Annotated in this window: 12 protein-coding genes and 1 riboswitch; of the genes, 1 reads left to right on the top strand and 11 read right to left on the bottom strand. The window is 48.8% G+C overall.

What is annotated here, in order from left to right; all coding sequences use genetic code 11:
- Positions 1-83: 83 nt before the first annotated feature.
- Complete coding sequence (locus BP95_RS0127545) at positions 84-767, bottom strand: potassium channel family protein (protein ID WP_021252661.1); 684 nt, start codon at positions 765-767, stop codon at positions 84-86.
- A gap of 39 nt (positions 768-806) precedes the next feature.
- Positions 807-2,165 carry a TrkH family potassium uptake protein gene (locus BP95_RS0127540; RefSeq protein WP_028533744.1) on the bottom strand — a complete coding sequence of 453 codons (1,359 nt, stop codon included), beginning with the start codon at positions 2,163-2,165 and terminating at the stop codon, positions 807-809.
- Positions 2,166-2,224: 59 nt separating this feature from the next.
- A riboswitch (cyclic di-AMP (ydaO/yuaA leader) is annotated at positions 2,225-2,383 on the bottom strand.
- 248 nt (positions 2,384-2,631) lie between these two features.
- Between BP95_RS0127540 and BP95_RS0127535 the strand changes: the two genes are divergently transcribed.
- The gene (locus tag BP95_RS0127535; protein ID WP_028533743.1) at positions 2,632-4,332 is read left to right on the top strand and encodes a CPBP family intramembrane glutamic endopeptidase; all 1,701 of its coding nucleotides are present in this window, start codon (positions 2,632-2,634) and stop codon (positions 4,330-4,332) included.
- 174 nt (positions 4,333-4,506) lie between these two features.
- Here the strand turns inward: BP95_RS0127535 and BP95_RS0127530 are convergent, their stop codons facing one another.
- The 9 genes from BP95_RS0127530 to BP95_RS0127490 form a co-directional block, all read right to left on the bottom strand.
- Positions 4,507-5,778, bottom strand: a complete 1,272-nt coding sequence (locus BP95_RS0127530) for an ABC transporter substrate-binding protein (protein ID WP_036667649.1) — start codon at positions 5,776-5,778, stop codon at positions 4,507-4,509.
- A 138-nt stretch (positions 5,779-5,916) separates the two neighbouring features.
- Positions 5,917-7,161, bottom strand: a complete 1,245-nt coding sequence (locus BP95_RS0127525) for a response regulator transcription factor (RefSeq protein ID WP_021252657.1) — start codon at positions 7,159-7,161, stop codon at positions 5,917-5,919.
- Positions 7,142-8,896 carry a cache domain-containing sensor histidine kinase gene (locus BP95_RS0127520; protein ID WP_231515215.1) on the bottom strand — a complete coding sequence of 585 codons (1,755 nt, stop codon included), beginning with the start codon at positions 8,894-8,896 and terminating at the stop codon, positions 7,142-7,144. The genes BP95_RS0127525 and BP95_RS0127520 overlap by 20 nt, the downstream gene beginning before the upstream one ends.
- Before the next feature lie 246 nt (positions 8,897-9,142).
- Positions 9,143-10,897 (bottom strand): amylo-alpha-1,6-glucosidase, encoded by a 1,755-nt coding sequence (locus tag BP95_RS0127515; RefSeq protein ID WP_175460813.1) that lies wholly within the window; start codon positions 10,895-10,897, stop codon positions 9,143-9,145.
- 3 nt (positions 10,898-10,900) lie between these two features.
- On the bottom strand, positions 10,901-12,484 hold the full coding sequence (gene gcvPB, locus BP95_RS0127510) for an aminomethyl-transferring glycine dehydrogenase subunit GcvPB (protein WP_028533739.1): 1,584 nt from the start codon (positions 12,482-12,484) through the stop codon (positions 10,901-10,903).
- Positions 12,485-12,490: 6 nt separating this feature from the next.
- Entirely contained in the window at positions 12,491-13,966 is a 1,476-nt protein-coding gene (gene gcvPA, locus BP95_RS0127505) for an aminomethyl-transferring glycine dehydrogenase subunit GcvPA (RefSeq protein ID WP_028533738.1), read from the bottom strand.
- Between the two features lie 36 nt (positions 13,967-14,002).
- Positions 14,003-14,785 (bottom strand): SDR family NAD(P)-dependent oxidoreductase, encoded by a 783-nt coding sequence (locus BP95_RS0127500; protein ID WP_028533737.1) that lies wholly within the window; start codon positions 14,783-14,785, stop codon positions 14,003-14,005.
- Positions 14,786-14,824: 39 nt separating this feature from the next.
- Entirely contained in the window at positions 14,825-15,637 is an 813-nt protein-coding gene (locus BP95_RS0127495; RefSeq protein WP_021252651.1) for a carbohydrate ABC transporter permease, read from the bottom strand.
- Between the two features lie 16 nt (positions 15,638-15,653).
- Positions 15,654-16,574, bottom strand: coding sequence for a carbohydrate ABC transporter permease (locus tag BP95_RS0127490; RefSeq protein WP_231515214.1), 921 nt, complete (start codon positions 16,572-16,574; stop codon positions 15,654-15,656).
- Positions 16,575-16,732 lie beyond the last annotated feature (158 nt).

Here is a 16,732-nt window from a genome sequence, read left to right as displayed (position 1 = left end):
CATAAGCAATAAGCCTGCAGCTCGCTTCTCTATACAAGCGACAACTGCAGGCTTATTTATGACCTTCTACAGCAAGGGATTCTTTACGATTTTTTATCGTTCCCCTTCAACATAAATGCTTCTTCAAAATCTTCGATTTGCGTATTCGTACCAATCATAACCATAATATCTTTCTCATCAAGCACATCTTCGGCTGATGGTGCAATAATAATGCCTTTCGGCTTATTCAGCGCCACGATGCTGCACCCGAACTTAGCTCTTGGATTGACATCCTTGAGCGCCATTCCTTGCATGCAGCCAGGCACGCTCAGCTCTGCAATGGTATATTCTTTGGACAATTCAATGTAATCCAGCAAGTTCGGTGATACAAGTTGATGAGCTACGCGAATGCCCATATCCCGCTCCGGGTAAATAACCCTGTCCACACCAATCCGCTCCAGAACACGTCCATGCAATTCGGAAAGTGCTTTGGCGACAACCTTCTTCACGCCAAGTTCCTTCATTTGAATACTGACCAGAATGCTCGTCTGAATATCGTCACCAATGGCTACGATCGCGCAATCGAAGTTACGTATGCCGAGTGAGCGCAGCACCTCTTCATCTGATGCGTCCGCTACAACTGCATGGGTTACGAAGCCCATAACATCCCCGATTACTTCCTCATCTTTATCAATGCCTAGCACCTGATGTCCGAGCTTGACTAACTCCTTCGCGAGACTCGAACCGAAACGGCCCATCCCGATCACTGCAAACTGCTGCAACTCCATATCCCTGTATACTCCTTCGTCCGTTACAATCTAACTTGCTTATCCTATCGTTATTTTTCCTTCTGGGTGTCGGTATAATTCCCGCTCATTTTTCGGGCCTAACGCATAAGCCAACGTTAATGGCCCAAGACGGCCTGCAAACATCGTCAGGCTCAGCAGCACTTTTCCGATATCTGATAAATCCGCCGTCAATCCCATTGATAACCCTACCGTTCCGAAGGCCGATGTTGTATCGAATAATATCATCAGGAAGCTATGATCTTCTGTTGTCGACAATATCATCGATACGATAATGACCAAGAACAATGACAGCAACGTTAGCGTAACTGCTTTGAAGATACGATCCTTGGCGAGTCGATACCGGTAAATGACGATATCTTCTTTCCCGCGAATCATAGCAAATACAGCTCCAATGAGAATGGCGAACGTCGTCGTCTTAATACCACCACCAGTGGATCCTGGTGATGCCCCGATGAACATCAAAAGAACCATAAAAAATTGCGAGGCTTGGCGCATGGCTCCGATGTCAATCGTATTCGCTCCAGCGGTACGCGGGCTGACAGATTGGAACAGGGATGCCCAGAACTTCTCCCAACCATTCAAACTGCCTAACGTGCGTGTATTGGTAAATTCAAATATAAATATAACGACCGTTCCGATTACAATGAGCAATCCCGTCATCGTTAACACGATCTTCGTATGCAGAGACAACTTGCGAGTACGCTTATATTCCACCAAATCGGACAAGACGATAAATCCAATCCCGCCAAGGATAATAAGCAGCATCGATACCAGGTTAATAATAGGGTCTCCGACATAGCTGGTTAAGCTCGAAAACGGCCCACTGACAGAGCCGAATAAATCAAAGCCTGCGTTATTGAAAAAAGAAACAGCATGGAAGAAACCGAAATAAATGGCCTTGCCTAGCGGAAGATCAAATGCCCATCGCACGGAGAACAGTACAGCTGCCGTCCCCTCGATACATACCGCAAACAAGATCACTTTACGGATAAGGCGCACGATGCCTTCCATGCTGCCCTGATTAAGCGCTTCTTGCAATATAAGCCTTTCCTTCAGCGATATCTTCTTCTTCAGTGCTAATGCGAACAGCGTTGCCATTGTCATGAATCCAAGCCCGCCAATTTGGATGAGCAGCATGATGACCACCTGCCCGAATACGGTAAAATGAGTGCCCGTATCCACCACAATGAGCCCCGTCACACAAGTTGCTGACGTTGACGTGAACAATGCATCGAGGAATGGCAGCGGAATCCCATCCGCATTTGATATCGGAAGCATGAGTAGAAATGCACCCAATAATACAATTGCTGCAAACCCTACAACCAGAATTCGCGGTGGTGTCAGATTAAATCGAATGGCCTTTTTTGTTCCCTCCACGGGAGTCACCTCTTTTTTTCCCCACGAAAAAAAGCACTGGAAATCCAATGCTATCGCTGGTATCCTGACGTACATGCCTACGAGGTTAGCTGTCGGATTCGGGCACGTTCAGGCTGCCCTAATCGCAAGTGGATTCTATGCATCCACAACTGCGATATTCACCCCATTTATCGGGTCCCCCGCTTTCGTTCATTCACGAAACTCGGCTTGTATGCAATTCATAACGAGATTATATACGTTTCCCCTGCAGCATACAAAGTCAAGGAATGAACAAATTAACCAGAATAAGACGAAAAACTTGAAGAAATAGCGCTTACAATCCCCCATTTTCTTCAATTGTATTCAAAACACTCATTTTCGCTAGGTGTTTCTTCATTTTCTCTGCTGGACTTTACAAAGTTGAAGTAGATAAAATGAACAAATAAGCAACCATACGCTAAATGTGTGATGGAATGGAGGTTCCAACATGTCCTATGTATCCAAGCCGCTTCTGCTTTCTTCTGTGGCCGGATTTCTATTATTCCTCATTGTTCAGGTATTCATTCCCTTTCAGCAGACAGAAGCCATGATGGAATCAGCAGCCAGCCAATCCCTCTTAACCAAAGAGAAAGCAGCGCAAAAGGCACTCACATTTGTACAGGACTTAAAAAAGTTCCATATTTCAATTACACCTGAAGAAGATACTGCTCCAACCGTCATTTATCGCAGTCAATCAACGGTTTCCGGCTACATGAGCAAGGAGAAGCTGACCGCTTCATTTCAGAAATGGGAATCATCCAGTCCCTATGATACTTTTCAGGTATTATTGAATATGAATCGGGCTGGAAAATCCGGTGTCATGCGCATTGACGTTCACATGACAAGCGGTCGTATTATTGGATTCGAATGGGAGGAAAAGCCTCCTATCACCTCCTACATTAGCGGGGTTACGGGAAATCATGTGGATATGGCGTCAGCAGAAGATGCGGAGACTGCCTTGGATCCAGTGAACCGCAAGAAGCTTGCTGATACACTCTTGAAGCACATGGGATGGAATCCTACCCAATTAAAACTAATCGCATCATCGGCGGAGCTAGACACGGTAGAGTATAACGTGCCTGAAGCACGACTTGGTGAAGCCGCATTGAACGTGAAGGCCGTCTTCTCCCAAGATCGCATTGTCATGCTGAAGCCCTACTGGGTTATCCCGAACAGCTATCTAGCTGAAGAACTACATCAAACGAAGACTGCATCGTCCATTTACAATATCGGCTATATGTGGATGACGATCCTACTAAGTGCATGTTCACTGATCGCTTGCATCGTCTACCGTCATGGCCTGAAGTTCGGATCGAAGACATTGTTCGCCCTTACTGCCGTCTCATGCGGAATTTCTCTGCTGCATCTATGGAACGTGCTTCCGGGCCTCTTCGCTCTGGAACTCCGTACCCCTGTAGACGGGGTGAATATGGGGCTGCCCTTTGCCATTCAAGGCGCAATTACAGTAATTCAAGGCGTTATCCTCTACTTCTCTCTCCATGCGGGAAAGCGAGCATGGGAGTTGTCTGCGTACAGAGATGTTCTGCCTACCTGGAGTGATCGCGCATTTGGCGGCAAGCTCATACAAGCATTATGGATCGGAATCGCGTACACAGGCGTATTGCTCGGCATGCAAACGGTTATATTTTTCATTTTGGAATCAGGGTTTCATGCGTGGTCATCGACCGATGCCTCACAATCTCCGCTCAACCTGCGAATTGCACCACTGTTCCCTCTTCTAGCTTGGGTTGCAGCTATTTCGGAGGAAGGGATATACCGCTTGTTCGGGGTTGGACTGCTGAACCGATTGTTCCGCAACCCATGGTTAGCCGGGATTATCCCCACCCTTGTATGGGCATTCGGACATGTCACCTATCCGATCTATCCGTATTACTCTCGTCCGGTAGAGCTCTTGTTTATCGGCATGTTCTTCCTGTTCATTATGCTGAAGCATGGCTGGTGGACGGCCATGTTCGCTCACCTTATGCTCGACAACTTCTTAATGTCCCTGTCATTCATGCTTGATGGAACAATAGTCGGTTTCCTAATCGGTCTTGTGTACCTCCTTTCTCCAATTGGGATTGTATATGCGCTCGCGAAGATTCATCGCAACCAAGAACACGCTAGAGCGATCACGACATGGACATAAACATTAACACCGTTGAATGCAGTTGAATCCATTTGTTCGTACAGAAATAAAACGAGCACATGAGCACATCTCATACCCTTTCATTTTGGAAAACCAAGAGCCGTTCATATCGAAGGATGCATGTACGTAATGCACCTCTTCGAAGGAACGGCCCCGCTTATTTCACATTATTTCTTATTTCTTCTCAATAAATTTTTTCGCTTCCTTTACTGCCGTATCTAACGCTTTCTGTGCATCTTCACCCAGCATGACTGAATCAACTGCAGTAGACAGGTGACGGTTCATCTGGTTCCAGTTGCTGTTAAGCAAGAAGGCTGGCGTGTTGTCGGAACGCTCCAGCATGCGATAGAACGGTGCATACAGCTCGGATGTATCCAGCTTCATTTCCTGCACGACGCTCTTACGTATCGGCAGGTCAGCATCGCTCTTCATCTTGACGGCTTCTTCCGAAATAAAGAACTTCACGAACTCCCATGCCAGATCCTTCTGCTTCGATTGCTTCGCAATCGATACTGCACTTACCGAAATTACGCCTTTCACAGGCTTGCCAGGGAACGCTGGCATTTCAACAGTACCGAAATCAACCTTCGCTTCCTTAAACCCGTCTAGCGGCCATACACCGCTCTCCCACATTCCGATTTTACCAGCTTTGAAGATGTCGTTACCGCCAAGCTGCGTTTTTCCTCCTACGAGGACCCCGTATCCGTCCTTCACCATATTCCCGAACATTTGAACAGCCGCTACCGTATCCGGCCCGTTCATAATGCCTTCAATCGTCTTGCCGTCTTCGCTGATGAAGCTGCCCCCATTACTCCAGATGAATCCTTGCAGGTCATACGGGTCGTTCTCAGCACGGACACCGAATCCATACTGCTTCTTCGATTTATCTGTCAGCTTCGTTGCAATATCCTTGAAGTCATCCCACGTCCAGCCATCCTTCGGATATGGGACGCCCATTGCGTCGAACACCTTCTTGTTGTAATACATAGCCCGTGTCGTGAAGCCCGCAGGCATACCAAACGTCTTGCCATCTACCTTCACGTAGTTGAACAAGCCTTCGTATATATCGTCTAATTTCAGGCTTGCATCCTTCTCTGTAAAGGCATCCAGCGGCTCCAAGTTCGAATGGTATGTTGGGAAATCCCACATCAACATCACATCCGGCGGATTGCTCGCACCGAACGATGCCGCCAGCTTCTGATCGAAACCGTCTGCATAAGGTTCAATTTGTACTTTGACACCTTGATGCGATTTTTCGAACGCCTTCGCGATATTTTCTTGAACCTTCAGCTTCTCACCAGTATCCCATGTTGCAAAACGCAAAACGGTTTGTTTTCCCTTGTCTCCTCCGGAGGAGGAACCTTGTTCTCCAGATCCTCCGCCACAGCCAGCAAGCATAAGTGCAAAGACCGTTAACAGAATAACCAATCTTGACGTTCTCTTCATCTTGCTCATTCCCCCCAAATGGTTGCATCTCAAACATACCTTCACTTTAAAGACAATAAAGCGTTTTCAAAACGGCGAATTGTTCCGAATATGGGGTGATTTTGTTCGGTGAAAGGGCGTAATATCGTACGCCCCTCGTCATTTTTGAGCAAAATGTTCTCCCTTTTGTCCGCTTCGGTATTGACTCGGTGTCATTCCACAGCAGCGTTTGAACCATTTGCTAACATATTTTCCATCCACCATACCGATCCGTTCTGCGATATCCTGCAGCGTCATCGTTGTATTCAGAAGCAAATCCTGCGCTGTCTTAAGCCGCATACGGTATAAGAAGGAGACAAAATTCTCTCCGGTTACCTTCTTAAATAAAGTACTGAAATGACTTCGACTCAATCCAACTCGATGTGCTACATCACTGACGGACCAAGGCTCACTCACATTCTCTGCTACCAAGAGCACCGATCGCATCACCGTTTCCGGCCATGAATTGACTCGCAGCTCAAATTTGCGTTCCAACTCCGCCGCTCGGTGCAGCTCCTGAACCGCCTCCAGCCAGCCGTCCATGCCCTTTAACGGGCCACGACTGCTCCAATGCAGCTGCGGACAAGATGCTTTGCTCTCTTTCAACAGCCGTTCCACCTTCAGGCGAGCTGTAGGACGATAGAAATAGAAACATCGTTCTACACCGCAGGGAATATAGGCGCACGGGCCTTCCGTTTCTTGCAGCAGCTTATCGCCAAGATACTTCCAGTACTCCCCTCCACGGTTGGATGATTTGATAGCGGCAGGGAGCGATTGCTCGGAACTGTCGAATATTTTAACCAATATAATCTCATGAGGTTCATTCAACCAATACCATTGCGTCTCCCAGCGCAGCTTCAGCTCGCCTTGGAAGTTGTTGCGGAAGCCGCATAACCAGGCATAGAACGCCGCATTCCACTGTGCATCCTCTTCGTTAGAATTTGCAGTGCGAACCGCTGGAGGAGACTCCGAATTCCCAGCCAGCTCCTCCCCGAACTTTTGAAGATAATAATCCAGTTCCTCATCTTCGAAAGCCGTTTTCAACAAATAGCCGGAAGCCCCAAGCATCATTCCCTTTTGTGCATATTCGAAATCTCGATGACAGCTCAGCAGCAAGACCCGAGTATGCGGCGACTTTTCCTTCACTCGCTTGGCGAGTTCAATTCCATCCATCTCCGGCATCACGATATCTGTAATGACAACCTCCGGCTCATGGAGAAGGAATGCTTCCCATGCCTTCTGACCATTTGGGGCATCGGCTACGACTACCATGTTGAATCTGCTCCAATTTACCGTTGCCATCAAGCCTCTGCGAACAATGCTCTCATCATCCGCGATCAGTACTTTAATAGGGTTGTCTGTCATCGGATTCCTCCTCCTTTTTGGGCCAGCGTATCGCAATCGTTGTACCGCTTCCTAACTGGGATTCGATGCTTAATCCATATTCGGAACCAAAGTGCAGCTTGAACTTCTGATCCACATTGTACATCCCGAGACCATGTCTCTGATTGTGGTCTTTCGGAGCTTGCAGCAGAGAGATTCGACGCTCTTCGCTCATCCCTTTACCATTGTCCGATAAGGTTAAATGCAGCTCTGACCCTGTATCTACTAGGCGGAGTGCAATTGTGCCATACCCATCCTCGAAGGCGTAGAAAAAGATATTCTCAAACAGTGGCTGCAAGCTCATACGCGGGATGACTGCTGCCAGCGCACTTGGAGCAATTTCAGACTCATATATAAATTCACCTTCATAACGAACCTGCTGGATTTGCAGAAAATGATCAATAAGCTCCAGCTCTTTCGATATCGGAACCAGTTCACGCGTCACGTCTAAGTTGGCTTCTAACACGATCGTTAAGTGAGCGAGCATTTTCCTTATATCATCATTGCCCTGCAGCCTAGCCTTCCACTGTATGGAGTTCAACGTATTGAACAATAAATGGGGATTGATCTGATAATGAAATGCTCGCAATTCGGCTTCCTTCTTGAGCTGCTCCTTAGCCGCTATTTCCTTCACAAGCTCTTCGATCTGTCCGATCATCTTATTGAAGCTATTCGCAAGCGTTCCCAGCTCATCCTCATCCTGAACTTGGATTCGTGTCTTCAAGCGACCAGCTCCTGCGGAGTTCATCGATTCCTTGATCCGCTTAATCCTGCCCGTTACACGAGTGGAGAACAAGTAGGCGAGCAGAAGAGCGAGAAAGCCTGACAAGCCTAAACCAAGTAAGGTATAAGACTTGATAACACTTGATGGTTGATTAAAATATTCATAGGGCAGTCTAGCTTCTATCGTCCAATCATTTATTTTCAAGTTCTGCTTCCACACGATATCATTTTCTTGCGCAGTATAATTGCCCGGCGAGTGATAGATCGTCTGACCACTTGCACTTTGCACCGTCACAATCGACTTCGTATCCTGTTCGAACATACGGAACAGTTCGATCAGCTTATCTGCCTTCATTTCAATAAGGATTTTGCTGTCCTGCAAGGGCCCTGCCTGATTGCGGATCGGCACAACCAAGCCAAGCAGCTTCTGATCCGGTGTATCCTTCTCATCGCGATAATGCAGTGGAGGGTAGAATCCTGCCCAATACTCTCCTGCATGATCGGCAGGTATCCGCTTCCACCATGGCTGTTCAACCAGAACATCCACATTCAAGATGCTGTCCCCGTAATAATATCCAGATTTCGTAATTATGAATATCCCGCGATCATGCAGCCTTTTAAGCGCTTTCAAGAAATCTTCCATGTTGTTCTTATCCTGCACTTGCGAATACGTCTTTGGAATCTCCGCATTGATGACACTCTTATATGGATTAAGCAAATATGAATAAATATAACCCGCAATCATGCTCATCTGATTTAATTCCGTATCCAGCTGATACTGCAGCTGATTAACACTGTTCTGACCGTATTTGCCGAACTGCTCTTGCAGAAGGCGTGAGGATTGTTGATAGGATAGCACGCCCTGAATCATGAGCGGAAGCAGTGATGCTGCCAAGAAGAACAGCACGAGCTTTAAGCGAAGGCTTCGCCTCGGATTGGGCGGCATATTGGCCATCCATTGCTGTAGCCGATGCAAGACACCCGATTGTGTCACATGGGTTAATCCAGTAAAAGTTTCACGTGGCGGTGCGATAGGAATCATCCCCTGTTGCTTATTGGACTAGTCATGATGCTGCGAAGCGTTGATGTATCAGAAGTGTAACATAACCAATTTTAATCTGACAATGGAGACGGAAGCACCGATTTGTCCTCATCGAGACATCGATTAGGCGGGAAGATCACAAAGATAACAAAACAGCTCCCTTACGCGCTAAGCGGCAGGGAGCTTGTTTCACCTCGTCTATTGAGCTGGCTGCATTACATATTCATTCGCTAGTATGAGGAACACACTCGACGTCCACGTAAATGCCCGATCGCGAAGTCCGCACCCCGTCTGTGCATCAAAATTCTCTGCCATGCCGCTGCGAGCAGCCATGCGGCAGAATCGCGTCGCTGCTTCTTGCGCCACTCCCCGCTCCCCACTGCGCTGCAATCCGTCGATCAGCAGCATCATGACTGGAGCCCAGATTGGCCCAAGCCAATAGCCGTCCGGTTCATAGAACGGACTTTTCAGGCTTTCTGTGGCGAATCCATTCGGACTGAAGAACCGCTCTTCATCGGCAACTGCCTTCACAAGCGCTTGGCGCACCGATTCCGGCAGACGATCACCTAGTAAGATCGGCATAAACGGAATCAAGCTGTCTCCTTGCGCCGGCTCATGTGTGCCTGAACGAACCGCCCTGAACTGGCCGTCATGCCAGAAATGCTCCAGCATGCGTCCGAGCAGGCTATCCGCAGCATTGCGCCATTCCTGCGCCTCGTATGGCTTGCCCAATTGATCGGCAATCTCCGCAAGAACCTCGAATTGGATAGTTAAATAAGCAGATAAATCCGGACTCTCAATAGGTCCCACACTGCGGAAAATCGTGCTATTATCCCAGCCGCTGTCATTGCCATGATTGTACTGAGGTATCCCGTCCCGATCATCATCACGGCAATTCATCCACCATTTGCTCCACCGTGCAAGCGGTCCATAGATTTCACGCAAGCGATCGGCATGGCAGAACCACTCATTACGCTCCATCATCCAGCGCAGCGTCCAGCCATGGATAGGCGGCTTGCAGCAATTCCACAAGGCGTACTTGTCATTGACGAAGTCCGGAAGCTGACCAGATTCATCCTGCTTGTCGAACATGATCATGAACTGATCCCAAGCCAGCTCTGGCTGATTCGCCGCGAGCGCCATTGCATTAAAGCAATGATCCCAGCTCCAAATGTTCGTCATCCAATTTTTCGACATGTACATCGCGGGACGAGACAAATGACCGGCCTCAGGCACCACACAGGACCATGTGATGTATGCAGCCAAGATGCGCGCCTGTTCCAACTCTTCCAAGGCAGCAGGCAGACTCTTATCGAGCCATACAGCAAATTCCTGCTCCACGCTGGCAGCAGCCTCGTCAAAGGAAACCAGCGACTCGAATGGACGAATGGATGGCGGCTCTATCCGATACTCTTCAAGCATGAGTTCTCCTTCAGCTGCTTTGTCTTGATTATCCCCACCTGGGAAGCATTCCACCACCGCATATTTGCATCTGGAACGTTCCCATGGAGCATCGACCGTAAGCTTCCCTTGAAGCGAAGTCAACATAAAGCGCATTTCCGTAGTAAAATGATTCACCTCGTAACGTCCATCCTGACGTGGAAGCACATAATCATAAGTACCCGCAACTAATGTCAGACGGATTCCCGTTTCACGCACACGTATCCGTATCGCTCCCGGCTCCGGCAGGCATAGTTCTGCCCTCCCTTGTCCACCTTCTCCAATAAGGGTTAAGGAGGATGGCGCGCTATGAACCGAATAAGGTACAACCTCGCCGCCAGCTACCAGCTCTAGGCGGAATACTGCACCGCTCGTCTCGTCACCACCACGAACGGTGCGCAAATACAAGCCTTCCTCTCGCTTGCCATTCTGCGGCAAATGCGATACCGTCAGAAAAGATCCAAATCGGCTAAATGGAATGTGCTGAATATCAAATGTAATCATTGCCGACATCCTTTACTCCTTATCCGGCAGGCCATTCGCCTGTCCCGTCTTTTTCAAGTAAGCTCGCCATGTAATGCACCATTCAGCCGGTTCATCCAGCGATTCCTCGATATTCCGATGTACCGTGCTGTGATGTGGTGCTGACTTGACGATCTCCGGTACGCTGCGAGCTTCTTCTGCAATATGGGCTAACGCTTGAATATATTCATCCAAGTCATCCTTGGAGTATGATTCCGTTGGTTCCAAGGTGAATGGCTGAGGTACAATATAAGGATGATGACTCGTCCAGTAATGCAAGCCGAAATCACACATTCTGCGCTGAATGTCTTCGGTCGTTACTCCTGTCTCACGCGTCAGCTGCTCCCAGCTATAGCGTACCTGCTCAAGCCGTCCACCTTTGACATATGGAGCGCTTGCGCCAGAAATCTGTAATATTTTATGGTACAAATAGTTATTGTTCAATACCGCAATTTCCGCAACATCCCGCAGCCCTCTTGCCCCCAAGCTGCGAATCCAAGCGTACGCCCGAACAATCGTCTGCGCAACGCCATGGAAGCTTCTGACCTTGCCAATACTCAGCTCTTGATTCGAGCGAAGCACGAATTGTTCGCCAACACGTTCAACAATTGGGCCGGGCAAAAATGGCTTTAGCTGCTCCGTAACGCCCAGAGCGCCTGCCGCAGGGCCACCGCACATATGAGGCGCCGCGAACGTCTTGTGCAGATTGAAGAAGCACATATCATATCCCGCTTCCTTCGCACGAGCGATGCCAAGAAGTCCGTTCGCGTTAGCTTGGTCGTAATAGCAAATGCCTCCTGCCGCATGTACAATGTCCGTGAACTCTTTAATGCGTGAATTAAAGATCCCTGTATCTTCAGGATTCGCTACCACGAAGCCTGCTGTTCGATTCGATACCGCCTGCTTGAGCTTCTCAATATCCGGGAATCCATCCTCGTCCGGATGCAGGGTAATGATCTTATATCCCTTCACCGCTGCGGTTGCGGCTTGAGAAGGATGAGAGAAGATCGTTGTAATAATCTCATCGCGCTGCTCGCCTTCTCCATTCGCCTCATGATACGCACGTACGATGGAGGCCATTGCGAACAATGCTTGTGTTCCGCTTCCAGGCTGGAAGGAGAAGGCGTCCATGCCCGAAATCTCACGCATCGCCTCATCCAGTCGATAGGTGATTTCCAGCATTCCCTGTACCGTGCTTACATCCTGCAACGGATGCAGCTCCGTCAGCTGCGGATTGCGAACGAGCAGCTCATTGACGCGCGGAATATATTTCATCGTGCAGGTTCCCTGACCGATTTCTACATTTAGATCACTGCCGAGTGTCTCCTGCGACAAGCGCAAGTAATGGCGAAGCACCTTGGCCTGACCGATCTCAGGCAGCTGCGGCGCACTGGCTCGCTGCATCGAGGCTGGTATGCTTGATACGACGTCACCAACAGCTTCGACAAGCTCCTGCTCCGCTTCTGGAACGAGAACGCCGCGCTCTCCTTCTCGATGCAGTTCAAATATTACCGGTTCATCCCATTTCGCTTGATGAAATTGTCTGACTGTACGATCCTTCCGAACGATTTGTTGCATCGCTTGTCACACCCCCTCTGCCATATTCACTGTCTCCGAAACCCCTGCTGCAGCTACTCCTGCAAGCGAACCATTGTCCTGCTCAGCATCCGTACTCAGTACAGCTCGAAGCTCTTCCACCAGATGATCGATCTGTTCCTTCGACATGACCTCAGTGACACAGAACAACGCGCTCTGTCCAAGTTCAGGGAACGTTCTGGACAAATCCAGACCGCCAAAGATGTGCTTGGTAAGCAAGTATTCATTGATCTCACTCACCGTCCGGCCTGTTGCGGTAAAGTCAATGACGAACTCCTTGAAAAAGGAATTTGCATAACGCAGATTTACGCCAGGCAATGCGTTCAATGCATTCGCTGCATAGCGGGATTTCTGCATAATCGTCTCGCCAACTTCGCGCATGCCATGTGGGCCAAGCAGGGCCAAATATACGCCTGCCGTAATCCCCCATAGTGCCGTCTGTGTGCCTACAGACTCCTTGCCCTGCTCGCGCTGTGCGAAGGAGGTACGTTCATAGGCAACGTCACCGAAGCCATACTCGCCTTCTACAACGGTCGGCACAATGCCGAACAGGCGGGATGGGTATTCCATGACGAACCGCTCGTCATCATGAGTTGCGATAAAGCCTGACTGACCACCGCCGTAGTTCATACGAATACCGAGCGGCTGCAAATCGCCACATACGATATCTGCGCCATAGCCGCTTGGCGGCGTCAGAACCCCTAGTGATATCGGATCAACGCCTACTACGCTGATGGCCCCATATTCATGAGCTAAGCGGCTAATTTCCTCGCCTTGCTGCTCAATGACACCGAAATAATTCGGATTTTCAATATAGACAGCTGCTGTCTGATCAGACAGCTTGCTCTTCAAATCGTTCAAATCCAGAAGCCCGCTATCCGACTCGGCTTGAACCGTGATGACTTGGATTTGTGGATGCAAATAGTTCTCAATAATCATGCGCTTATCAGGGCAGAGAATCTCCGGCACGAGTACCTCTGTACGCCCTGTCATTCGGGCAGCCATCCGCAGTGCGGTCGAAGCTGCCTGCGGCCAGTCGAATGTCGGTACGTTGACGACATCCATATCAACTATTTCAGCGACAAGACTCTGGTATTCGAACAAGGCCTGGAATCGTCCATGATCCTCGTAAGGCTCTCCCGCGTAGGCTGTCACGAATTCCGACCGTTGATTGATCTCATCGCATACAGCAGGCACAAAGTGCTGCCAGCAGCCTCCACCCAAGAAACTCGTTGCCTGCGAAGTACTCACATTCGCAGCAAGCAGTCGTTCAATATGACGCTTCAGCTCGAATTCATTCAATGCAGGTGGTAGCTCCATCTCTGACTGCATCCGCAAATGCTTCGGAATATCCCGATACAGCTCGTCGATATTCGCAATGCCTATCTCCTGCATCATCTGCGCTTTGACTTTCGGAACCGTGTTCGGAATATAAGGGTGCACATTCGATTGACGTTCCTTCATGACCTATGCTCTCTCCTTCATTATTCAGATCAAGTGTTACGCCAGTCCTCCGCCATCCACGACCAACACACTGCCGCTAACCCACTGGGACAGATCACTAGCCAAGAACAATACAGCGTTCGCAATATCCTGCGGTGTGCCGATTCTCTCCAAAGGTCTGCCTACCGCAGAGGAAGCAAGGAATGCTCCTTCTTCAACAGCAAGCTGAACCGCCTCTTCACGCAGCAGCGGCGTATCTGTATCGCCCGGACATACGCAGTTGACACGAATATTGTCCTTGCCGAAATCAATTGCCATCGCCTTGGTCAAGTTCACAACCCCTGCCTTCGCAGCACAATACGCCGCAGCTTGGTCGCCGCCCTTCAAGCCCCATCCGGAACCTGTATTAATAATGCTACCGCCTCCTCCAGCAGCCATTACCGGAATCGCGTATTTAGACAGCAGGTATGCCCCCTTCAGGGAGACGTCTATGACCAAATCCCAATCCTGTTCCTCCAGCTCAACGACCGTCTTGCGGCGAATGACGCCTGCATTATTAAACAGAATATCAATGCCTCCATACCATTCCTGCGTCATGCGAGCTGCACGCTCACAGTCTTCGGCCTTCGTTACATTGCAGGACACAAACTGTGCTTCTCCGCCAGCATTCCGAATCTCTTCGACTGTCTCCTGCCCTTGCTTTTCTCCAATATCAGCGATGACTACATTCGCTCCGAAGCGCGCCAAGCATTGTGCCGTAGCACGTCCAATACCGGATGCTCCTCCTGTAATGATCGCTGTCTTGCCTTTCAGGCCAAATACATCTATCTGCTGCGTCATTCATAATCCCTCCGTTATCTGCGTTATGTGCTCAAGTTGTTAGCCCTTCATGCCTGTTGTTGCAATTCCCGTAACGATATAACGCTGTGCTGCGAAGAAGATTGCAAGCGGCGGCAAGCAAATCATACTCGTTACGGCCATAATCGCATCCATCTTCACCTCATACATCCCTTTGAACTGCGACAAGCCCAGCGTCAGCGTGTACTTGCTCTGATCGTTCAAGAAAATGAGCGGACCCAAATAGTCGTTCCATGTGCCGAGGAAGTTGAACACCGCAACCAGAATCAATGCTGGAGCCATGAGCGGCACAATGAGACGTATGAACGATTGCAGCGGATTAGCGCCATCGATGCGTGCTGCTTCCTCTAGTTCCGGCGGAATCGTCATAATGAACTGACGAAGCAGGAAAATATAGAATGCTGAGCCGAAGAAAGAAGGAACAATCAACGGCTTCAACGTATTGATCCAACCAAGTGCGTTAAACTCCATATACAGCGGAATCATCGTTACTTCCCAAGGAATCATCATGGATGCTAGCAAAATAATAAATAATACTTTGCTGCCCTTGAACCGGAATCTGGCGAATCCATAAGCAACCAGTGCTGAGGATACAACCTGACCAATAAGTGACATAACCGATACAATCAATGAATTTTGTAAAAACACGTCAAACGGCTGTGAATTCCATGCTTTTGCAAAGTTGCCGAAATTCAAAGTGCTCGGAATCCATTGCGGTGGGAACAAGAACAATTCTTCGGGCGACTTCAATGATGTTGAGAGCATCCAATAGAAGGGCGCCAAGAACAACACGGTAAAAAAGATGAGCAGTGCGTAAGTTATTATTTTTTTCATCAGAATCTCCCCCTCCTCAGCCTTTGCCGCCCTTCATTTCACCTTCGTAATACACCCATGCCGACGAAGAGCGGAACACGAGCATCGTCAGAACAAGCACAATCGCGAACATGAACCATGCATTCGCAGAAGCGTAGCCCATCTTGGAATATTTGAAGGCATTTTCGTACATATACATCGCATAGAAATACGTGGAATTAAGCGGGCCTCCACCCGTTAACACCAAGGCGAGCGTCAACTGCTGGAACGCAGAAATAATCGTTGTAATCAAGTTAAATAAGATGGTCGGACTAAGCATAGGCAGCGTAATCCGGAAAAATTGCGATACCGTCCCTGCACCATCAATGGCGGAAGCCTCATACAGCTCACGAGGGATGTTCTTAAGCCCCGCCAAGAAAATGAGCATCATGGAACCCTGTCCCCACAGGCTGGCGAACACCATCGCTACGAGAGACCATTTCGGATCGTTCAGCCAGTTCGGCCCTTCTACTCCAATCAGCGATAAGGCATAGTTCAAAATTCCATATTCTCCGTCGTACACCCACGACCAAATCATCGCCAGCGCGACACCGGAAATAACGGAAGGTACATAGAACGCTGTACGGAAAAATCCACTGCCCCGCACGTTGCGGTTCAGCAGTATCGCAAGTCCAAGCGCAATTAGAATGTTAACGGGCACAAATATAATGGCGAACTTCACCGTAACCGTCAGTGATGTCCAGAATAACGGATCATCCGTGAACATGTTCATAAAGTTATCCAAGCCGACAAACGTCTTCTCCCCAACAATTGGCCAATCAAAGAAGCTGATAATGAAAGAAAAAATGAGTGGGCCGAGCGTAAATGCGAGAAAGCCAATAATCCATGGCAGAATGAATAAATAAGGCACGGCAGAATGCATGCGAAGCGAAAACGATCGTTTTTTTCTTATTTCCATAGGGGCTTCGTTCCTTTCTTTGTTGTTCGTCATCATAGGTTGCAGTGCAACAGGCGCTGCCGTACGATAATGTTGAGACTGGATGATCGGCTCTTTCTATAGCACAGCTCGAATTGATGGGCACATCGTAGGTATCATTGTAGATGAGATGTAAGCGT

This window comes from Paenibacillus sp. UNC217MF, assembly GCF_000686865.1.
GTDB lineage: Bacteria > Bacillota > Bacilli > Paenibacillales > Paenibacillaceae > Paenibacillus_B > Paenibacillus_B suaedae.
The sequence above is the reverse complement of the archived record's forward strand: the minus strand, read 5'-3'. Positions and strand labels throughout refer to the sequence as shown.

What these genes read in the sequence shown, in the direction of transcription:
- BP95_RS0127495 (WP_021252651.1), bottom strand. Translation starts at nt 15,637, where the DNA reads ATGAAAAAAATAATAACTTACGCACTGCTCATCTTTTTTACCGTGTTG.
- BP95_RS0127535 (WP_028533743.1), top strand. Translation starts at nt 2,632, where the DNA reads ATGTCCTATGTATCCAAGCCGCTTCTGCTTTCTTCTGTGGCCGGATTT.
- BP95_RS0127490 (WP_231515214.1), bottom strand. Translation starts at nt 16,574, where the DNA reads ATGGAAATAAGAAAAAAACGATCGTTTTCGCTTCGCATGCATTCTGCC.
- BP95_RS0127525 (WP_021252657.1), bottom strand. Translation starts at nt 7,161, where the DNA reads ATGACAGACAACCCTATTAAAGTACTGATCGCGGATGATGAGAGCATT.
- BP95_RS0127515 (WP_175460813.1), bottom strand. Translation starts at nt 10,897, where the DNA reads ATGTCGGCAATGATTACATTTGATATTCAGCACATTCCATTTAGCCGA.
- BP95_RS0127530 (WP_036667649.1), bottom strand. Translation starts at nt 5,778, where the DNA reads ATGAAGAGAACGTCAAGATTGGTTATTCTGTTAACGGTCTTTGCACTT.
- BP95_RS0127545 (WP_021252661.1), bottom strand. Translation starts at nt 767, where the DNA reads ATGGAGTTGCAGCAGTTTGCAGTGATCGGGATGGGCCGTTTCGGTTCG.
- gcvPB (WP_028533739.1), bottom strand. Translation starts at nt 12,484, where the DNA reads ATGCAACAAATCGTTCGGAAGGATCGTACAGTCAGACAATTTCATCAA.
- BP95_RS0127500 (WP_028533737.1), bottom strand. Translation starts at nt 14,785, where the DNA reads ATGACGCAGCAGATAGATGTATTTGGCCTGAAAGGCAAGACAGCGATC.
- gcvPA (WP_028533738.1), bottom strand. Translation starts at nt 13,966, where the DNA reads ATGAAGGAACGTCAATCGAATGTGCACCCTTATATTCCGAACACGGTT.